Origin of the sequence: Exiguobacterium sp. KRL4, from assembly GCF_001870785.1 — a bacterium.
Taxonomy (GTDB): Bacteria; Bacillota; Bacilli; order Exiguobacteriales; family Exiguobacteriaceae; genus Exiguobacterium_A.
This window is the reverse complement of record NZ_MOLV01000015.1, coordinates 1-7,125: the sequence shown is the minus strand read 5'-3', so window position 1 is coordinate 7,125 and position 7,125 is coordinate 1. Positions and strand designations below refer to the sequence as shown.

The following is a 7,125-nucleotide window of genomic DNA, read 5'->3' as shown; positions in this document are numbered from 1 at the left end:
TTCATAACGATTCTTCTAAAACGGTTTTTTCGGGACATAATAAGAAATCCAAGCGAGCTATTTAACTTAATCCCTCAAGGTGCGTCGGCTTGGTAACAAGGACGTATCCGAAAAAAAATAGAGTGTCAGGGAAAAAGGTGGAGATTTTTAGTGTCCTTCTAAAAATACTACCTCCTTGACAATCTATTAGTTACTTGGCGATAACTCCTATATTATGGATTAAAGGAGTGATTTTATGTTTAACAAAAAACGTTTGGAATATTCATCGAAAGACAAGATTCTGCAATTAGAAGTAGATTTAGTTTTGCAAGATTTAATTGAAGCACTCATGGATTTGAAGGGTCATAAGACTCCAGAATCTTTAGTCAGACAATCTATTTTTGCACTAGCTATCAGTGAGATGGGTCAGAATGAAGTTGATAGAATCAATGCGGAAACATTGAAAGATTATTTGGACCACAAATAATCAAATAGTCATTACCACGAATCATTTTAATTTACATTGAATTAAATGTAATAATAAATTACACTTACATAGTAAATGAGATGGAGGTGTACTAATGGCTGAATTAAAAAAGAATATCAGTGTAAGATTGCGAGATGACAATGTGGCTGAATTTTATGCTTTGAGAGAGTATCTTTCCAGTACAAATCCTTTATTAAGCGATTTGAACAACAATCAGTTGGTGAATTATTGTATTAATTTCACGATTGATCACTACGAAGATAAGATAAAGCAGTATCAAGATCAAATAAAAAAAAATAAAGAATAAAACTCCTTTACAATTAGTTACTAATGTATTATATTATTAGTAACTAATAAAGAGGAGGCATTTTTATGAAAAAGATTGGTACTACTAAAAAGATTTCTTTGTCACTTACTGATTATGAATGGCAGGTGTTGGATCGCTTTATGTTAGAAACTGAAATGAATATGAGTCAAAGCATTCGTCACTTGTTGGATTTTAAGGCTGCTGAAAATCAAGTTGAATTGATTTCTCATACTGTAACCAAAAAAAATATTCATCAAATTCAGGATTTAGATTATTTTAGAGAACAATTTAGTAAAGCATTGCTGATTAAAAATCTTAATGATCGTGATTTATTTCTTGTAAATTTAATGGAGAATATGCAAAGAACATTCTCTATTCCTACCTTATCTTCTTCAAAATTCAATTCTTCATATCCTGATGTTATATCTCTTTATCGATCTATATCTTATGCAAGAAGTATTTAAAGACTGTGGGGTGTTCAATGTGTCTGATTTGGGAAATAACGTTGTTCAACCCCCCCTTACTAACAGGGGGGTGGACGATACAAAAAACATAGATCTAAAAGAGCCTAAAAGAGCGCTTGTAGACTGGCTTCAAGTCACTTTTCCACACGAAGAATTTTTGGAACAATTGTATCAAGTTTTAGGACTGGATATTTCCATGTTTGCAGAGATGGACCAAGGCAAATATGGTTATCGAAAATCTGTCCGTTGTGGTCATATTGCAATTTACTATGATGGCAAGTTGGGCATGGGTACTCACTTGGAAATGACAGGTCAAGGCTGTCGAGAATATGAAAGCTTAACACCGTATAAAGACAGTGCCATGAATGTATGGCGTCATCTATTCGGACTTTTCTCTATGATTCCTAAGGTCAAATACACTCGTTTGGATTTGGCTCTCGATATTTTTGATGGTTCAATCAGTACGGATCGTGTTTATAAGCACGTAAAGAAAAAAGCGCTAACCAGTCAGTTCCGGAAAGTTCGGAGAATGACGGAAAGCACAATCAAAGATTACGTACGTACTGGAGATACGATTTATTTCGGTAGTGCTCAATCAGATTTACAGATACGTTTCTATGATAAAAAACTGGAACGTGAAAATAATGATAAAGAAGTCCTCGTTGAACAATGGACTCGTGTTGAATTTCAATTACGTGATGCCCATGCAACAATGGCTGCCTTTCATATCTTAGCTGGAGCAAATGGGCGTGATGATCTCGGTGAGTTGATTAGAGGATATCTTCATACGTACCTTCAATTCCGGACAATGACCGGAGATAACAATTTATCACGACGATCAATCATCAAATGGTATCGAGATTTCTTAGAAGATATTGAACGTATTAGCTTAACAAGTGATGCAAAAGACTACACGATAGATCGTGTCCAGGAATGGGTTGACCGTAGCGTTACTCCTTCTTTATCTACCTTGTTGCTTGCGAACGATATTGATACAGAAACATTTATCTCGGATATTGTGCGTTCTAGCTTTGGGCGGTTAGACGCGAAAAAGAAAAACGCCATCAATTTACATCGTCAAGGATTAGGGCTTAATCCTTATACAGACGAAGAAATCGAACGGCGCTTGTTATCATTCCTTAATTAATAACCTATCTGTCTATTATTCTAACCTCTATTTTTCTGTTATTCAATTAAAAATAATTTAAACAATAAGGTAATGATTTCAGAAACTACTCGAAAGAGTAGTTTTTTTGTTTGTAATTTAATAAATGCTATGTAATAATAAAATTACAAAGTAAACAATTCCTTCAACAGTATTGTTTGTAATTTTCCATAAAAACTAAAAGGTGGTCATTTAAATGTTGTTTATTTTAGAAGCTGTTAAATTCCTCGAAAAGAAAGACCTCAAAGCTAAACGTACTGGTAATCCCTTCTCTCTAGTCACGATCTTCGATGAAAAAACTTATACGAAAGTTGATTTGTTCGCATCAGATTCATTTGATGTCACTGGCCTTCAATCGGGAGATATTGTAAATCTCCAATGTCGTTTAACTGACCAAGGTAATATCTCGGTTATCGGATATAACTAATGGCTACGACTAACACTCCGGAAATCCCCGAAGAAAACTCCTCTGAAAATACCTCTGAAGAAATTCCCCCTTCTGCTGAAACAGAATTAGATCCAGACTCTCAAACTGAAGATCCTACCTCCTCAAGTTGGACTCCAGAAAATATAGATCAGTTGCTTGAAGTCCTTAATAAGATTTCAAGCAATCAAGATCTACATAAAGAAATCCTCGAAGAAGTCTCCAAAGAATTAGAACCCCAAGAATCCTACTACAAACAATTCGATATCCTCACAAAAGAAGAATATGACATCAAACTTGCCAAAGAATTAGAAGAACAAAAGACTCTGGATCAAGAGCAACAAAAAGAGTTAGAAGCTAACGCAAAGTTGATGCAACAAAGGCATAAAGAAATCGTTGACGCTTTGGAGCAAGTAAAAGAATCTTCTTCCAGTGAAGTCACCAGTACGTTGTCGCAAGACTTCAAAGATTTCTCTGACCAGAATGCCAAACAAACGGAAGATATGAACATCTTCATCTGGGTGGTTTTCCTCGTTGCTTTGATGGTCGTCGGTTTTAAAACTCTGTTAGGAAGGATACAAAGTTTATGATTTTAATTGAATTATTTCTCGGCTTCATTATTTTTATCGCTTTCTTTGTCCTTGTATTTGGAGCTGTTATTTATCTACGTAAGGCAGGTCAATAGATGTTTGATATAGACATCACGCAGTATTGGGAATTGATTTGTATCATTGCTGCCAGTGCAACTATCGTTCCTTGGTTGTTCGGATTCGTGTTCAACTTCTTTTTAAGAATGATGGTCAAGTAATGTATTCGGGTACTTCATGGGGTTTGAGGACTCCAAAAGTATCTGAGTACATATACAGGAGGTGAAATAATAATGGAAGAAATGTTAGGTGGAATCGGTAGCCAAATTACCGGTGCAATCACAGATGTATTGCCAATCGTCGGTCCGATCGTTGGAGCAGTTGCGGCAATCTTCTTCGGATTCAAGTTTTTCAAAAAACTTACTGGTGCTCGTACGTCTTAATAGCAATCATAAAAAGCCCTCCCTGTTTTGGGTGGGCTTTTATTAATGAGGTGGATAATGGACAAAAGTCTGTATAACAGAATATTAGCGAGTATGCTTTCATTGTTTTTAATTGTTGGATGCGTTACATATCAACCCCAACAGGTTGATGCTGTTCTTGGAAAAATCGCGAGTTACACTGCAAAAAAGGCTGCTGTTTGGGTAGCTAAGGAATCAATGGAAGGTAGCATCGAAAAAGTATTAAAAAAGAAAATTGATGTGACCGATCCATTGTTTAAAAATTACATTGGTCGTGTTGATTACGATATGGTTCATATTGACGGCAAAACATTTTTAATGCGAAATAACTTGGGTGCAGCCGAAAAAACTGCATTAAAAGACCAAGTTGGAACTGTTATTGATCGTATGATGTACGGTAATAATGCTGGGTGGTTATCATGGTTGGACTGGTGGTCAATTGGTCCAATGCTTTTGATTGGTGACATTATTTTTACTGAAATGACCGATGGAAATTATAGTTTCATTGATGACGTATTGAAGCAAGCTATGATTGATTTAGGTTTTTTGACATTACCTCAATCAAATTTTACGGACAGTAAGACAAATGATCCAGTTAAGCATTACGAAACACCTCCACCGACACCCGAACCGACTATAACCAAAAACTATTCTAAAGTTCATACGATTCAAGCTAATGATGATAACAATATCGGTCTTGATGTAGGTGTTATTCAAAGTTATACGCCGACAAAAATTGGTACATATGTCGTTGAGATTGTGCCAAATGCTCCAGTTGCTGCCATGGGTAGGACGACTAATTCTGATGCTTGGATTTATTCTGAAATTGCCGGAATGAAATTGATGAATTTTGAAGTTGCTGGGGGTAATACATTTTGGAATGAACATGGTTCTTGGGGCGATAAAATTGATATGTATGTGAATGGCGTATTAACGAAAACAGGTTTAAGAAGTGTAGATTTAGCAAGAGATTTTCCTACAATTCATTTGAAAAAGATTAACCGATACATTTATAGCTGGGATATGGCTGCAAAGAAATCGACAATGATTTTAGAAAGTACAGTTGATAGTAGTGTGCCATCTTATCGTTTTGTTATTAGTGGTGCTTTTAATCCTGTAAGCGATGGGGCAGAAAAAGTAAGGACGGTTATTTATCCAACGCTTGAGTTAAAAACAAAGGGCTTTAAAGTCTATCAAGACTATTTTACTGACCGTATTATCACTCCACCAAGTCCAAGACCTGCCCCAGAATTGAAAGATGTTAAGCCGGATAATCCAAAAGATTATGTTTCTAGTCCTGTCATTAATAATGATCCTAAGACTGGAAAACCTACGATGGCTATTCCAGTAACTGCAATCGTACAAGATCCTAAGGTCACTCCCGTAAAGCCGAATCCAGAGGGAGGAATTGACATCATAAAAGATGGTCAACCTGTCACCGATCCGGAGACTCAATTACCACCAGTAACAAATAATCCGGAAGTTATTACGAACCCAACAACCGGAAAACCCGAAATTAAGCCTACTCCAGAAACTCCACCACAACCTGCAACTCCACCTGCAAATACTCCAGAACCGAATCCAGACCCACCAACAACAGAAGATCCAGACACTGGTGATCCAGACACTGGTGATCCAGATACTGAAAGTCCTCCTACTGATCCTGATGATGAAGATCCTACAAAAGTACGGTGGGATAAGTTGAAAGAAATTCCAAGTTTCATGACTACACGATTCCCTTTCAGTTTGCCTTGGGACATTGCAAGATTTTTAGATGCTGTTTTTCCCGATGTAACTCCAATCAGTGAATTGGTATTTGAATTTCCCGACATTGGTAGTTACGATACGAGTTTTGAAATAAGGATTCCGGAATATTTTGAACCATGGATGGATTTCGCTCGTGCAGCCTTTATTTATGGCTTTGATATATCGCTAGTTTATGCGATTTATAGGCTGTTTGGAGGTGCAGAGTAATGGTTAAAAGTATTAACTTTGTTATTGATTTGTTGGTTGATATAGCGACATTTGCTCTTGGAGCATTACCAGAGTCACCGTTTATTGAAATGGTTATTGAGCCGTTGGACTGGGGACCTCTTGGAAAGTATGTAGGATTCTTTTTTGATATTCCTACCATGGTAAAACACATGGCGATGATTACGGCAGCCTGTTTAGCTTATTACGCTGTTCGACAATTATTGAGATGGATCAAGATGATAGGATAGGTGATAAAAATGGCAATTACAATGTATACAGGTTTTGTTGGTTCCGGTAAATCTTATGCTGCTACTGCATTAGGTTGTAATGTTGCAGATGCTCGTTTGGGTAGTCGTTGGGTAGTCGCAAACTTTCCCATTAAGCCTAAAAAGCTTATGACTTTACCTGCATTAAAAAAGAGTTTCCCGTTTGTATATCTCAAAAAAAGATTTAATGATCCTCGATGGATTTTCAGAGAGAATGAGGATCTTACTGTAAAGTTTCTCGTCAAAGAATCGATTGCTCGTGGTTGGAAAGGTAATGAAGGGTCTGCGCTTTTGATTTTTGATGAAGCGTCGATACCTTTTAATAGTCGGGAATGGCAGAACAAAAAGAACGGTGAAAGTCGTATGGATTGGATAAAATTTTTAAGTCAGAGTCGAAAGTTTGGTTATGACATTATTTTTATTACTCAAGATGGTCGTATGTTGGACAGACAGATCCGTAGCTTATGCGAGTTTGAGCGTACCCACCGAAAGTTGAATAGCTATGGACTGTTTCAAGTTTTACCAAAGTTTTTGACCATTTTTGCAGGTATTCAATACTGGAACGGTATGAAATACACCAAAGGATCATTGCATCTAACTGTCTACAATAGTTCCGTTGCTGATAGATACGATACTACTGCTTTATTCGACTACGAAGCACCGGAAGATGATTTGGAAGCGAAGTATGAAGCGTAACGGAAGCGCAGTGGGGAAGGGGGTTCCTGCGACCAGCAGGGGGTTCCCTACCCATGCGAACCGGAACGCACGTAATCGAAAACAAATATAACCGGAGGTCGGATTGAATGAGTTTAGTATATTTCTTTTGTCTATGGATCTTGTTGATTATTAGTTATATGGCTGCACGTTTATTCTTTACTCCAGTACATGAAGACGCTAGATCAGTTCTAGGTTTTAATCTGTTCATGTCTTCAGCACTTCCACTCAAGGGCAGAGGCAAAGGTCGGGGTGTGGGGCTGGCCCCACTACCACTATCTGTAATTTTAGAGACAA

12 protein-coding genes are annotated in these 7,125 nt (G+C 37.2%); all 12 read left to right on the top strand.

What is annotated here, in order from left to right; genetic code table 11:
• Positions 1–235: 235 nt before the first annotated feature.
• Positions 236–466, top strand: coding sequence for a hypothetical protein (locus BLD48_RS10350; RefSeq protein WP_071500156.1), 231 nt, complete (start codon positions 236–238; stop codon positions 464–466).
• A gap of 94 nt (positions 467–560) precedes the next feature.
• Entirely contained in the window at positions 561–773 is a 213-nt protein-coding gene (locus BLD48_RS10345) for a hypothetical protein (RefSeq protein WP_071500155.1), read from the top strand.
• A 65-nt stretch (positions 774–838) separates the two neighbouring features.
• Positions 839–1,237 carry a hypothetical protein gene (locus BLD48_RS10340; protein WP_071500154.1) on the top strand — a complete coding sequence of 133 codons (399 nt, stop codon included), beginning with the start codon at positions 839–841 and terminating at the stop codon, positions 1,235–1,237.
• Positions 1,221–2,384, top strand: coding sequence for a replication initiation factor domain-containing protein (locus BLD48_RS10335; RefSeq protein WP_161487716.1), 1,164 nt, complete (start codon positions 1,221–1,223; stop codon positions 2,382–2,384). Before BLD48_RS10340 ends, BLD48_RS10335 begins: the two co-directional genes overlap by 17 nt.
• A gap of 214 nt (positions 2,385–2,598) precedes the next feature.
• The gene (locus tag BLD48_RS10330) at positions 2,599–2,829 is read left to right on the top strand and encodes a hypothetical protein (RefSeq protein WP_071500152.1); all 231 of its coding nucleotides are present in this window, start codon (positions 2,599–2,601) and stop codon (positions 2,827–2,829) included.
• Positions 2,829–3,416, top strand: coding sequence for a hypothetical protein (locus BLD48_RS10325; protein WP_071500151.1), 588 nt, complete (start codon positions 2,829–2,831; stop codon positions 3,414–3,416). The genes BLD48_RS10330 and BLD48_RS10325 overlap by 1 nt, the downstream gene beginning before the upstream one ends.
• 95 nt (positions 3,417–3,511) lie before the next feature.
• Entirely contained in the window at positions 3,512–3,634 is a 123-nt protein-coding gene (locus BLD48_RS16610; protein ID WP_255366257.1) for a hypothetical protein, read from the top strand.
• A gap of 72 nt (positions 3,635–3,706) precedes the next feature.
• On the top strand, positions 3,707–3,856 hold the full coding sequence (locus BLD48_RS16310) for a hypothetical protein (protein WP_161487715.1): 150 nt from the start codon (positions 3,707–3,709) through the stop codon (positions 3,854–3,856).
• A gap of 57 nt (positions 3,857–3,913) precedes the next feature.
• Positions 3,914–5,848: a hypothetical protein gene (locus tag BLD48_RS10320; protein ID WP_071500150.1), complete on the top strand. Its 1,935-nt coding sequence runs from the start codon at positions 3,914–3,916 to the stop codon at positions 5,846–5,848.
• Positions 5,848–6,096 (top strand): hypothetical protein, encoded by a 249-nt coding sequence (locus tag BLD48_RS10315; protein WP_071500149.1) that lies wholly within the window; start codon positions 5,848–5,850, stop codon positions 6,094–6,096. The genes BLD48_RS10320 and BLD48_RS10315 overlap by 1 nt, the downstream gene beginning before the upstream one ends.
• Before the next feature lie 9 nt (positions 6,097–6,105).
• On the top strand, positions 6,106–6,810 hold the full coding sequence (locus BLD48_RS10310) for a zonular occludens toxin domain-containing protein (protein WP_143082937.1): 705 nt from the start codon (positions 6,106–6,108) through the stop codon (positions 6,808–6,810).
• 107 nt (positions 6,811–6,917) lie between these two features.
• Positions 6,918–7,125: hypothetical protein (locus BLD48_RS16515; RefSeq protein WP_236629997.1), on the top strand; the 208-nt coding region annotated here is incomplete at its 3' end.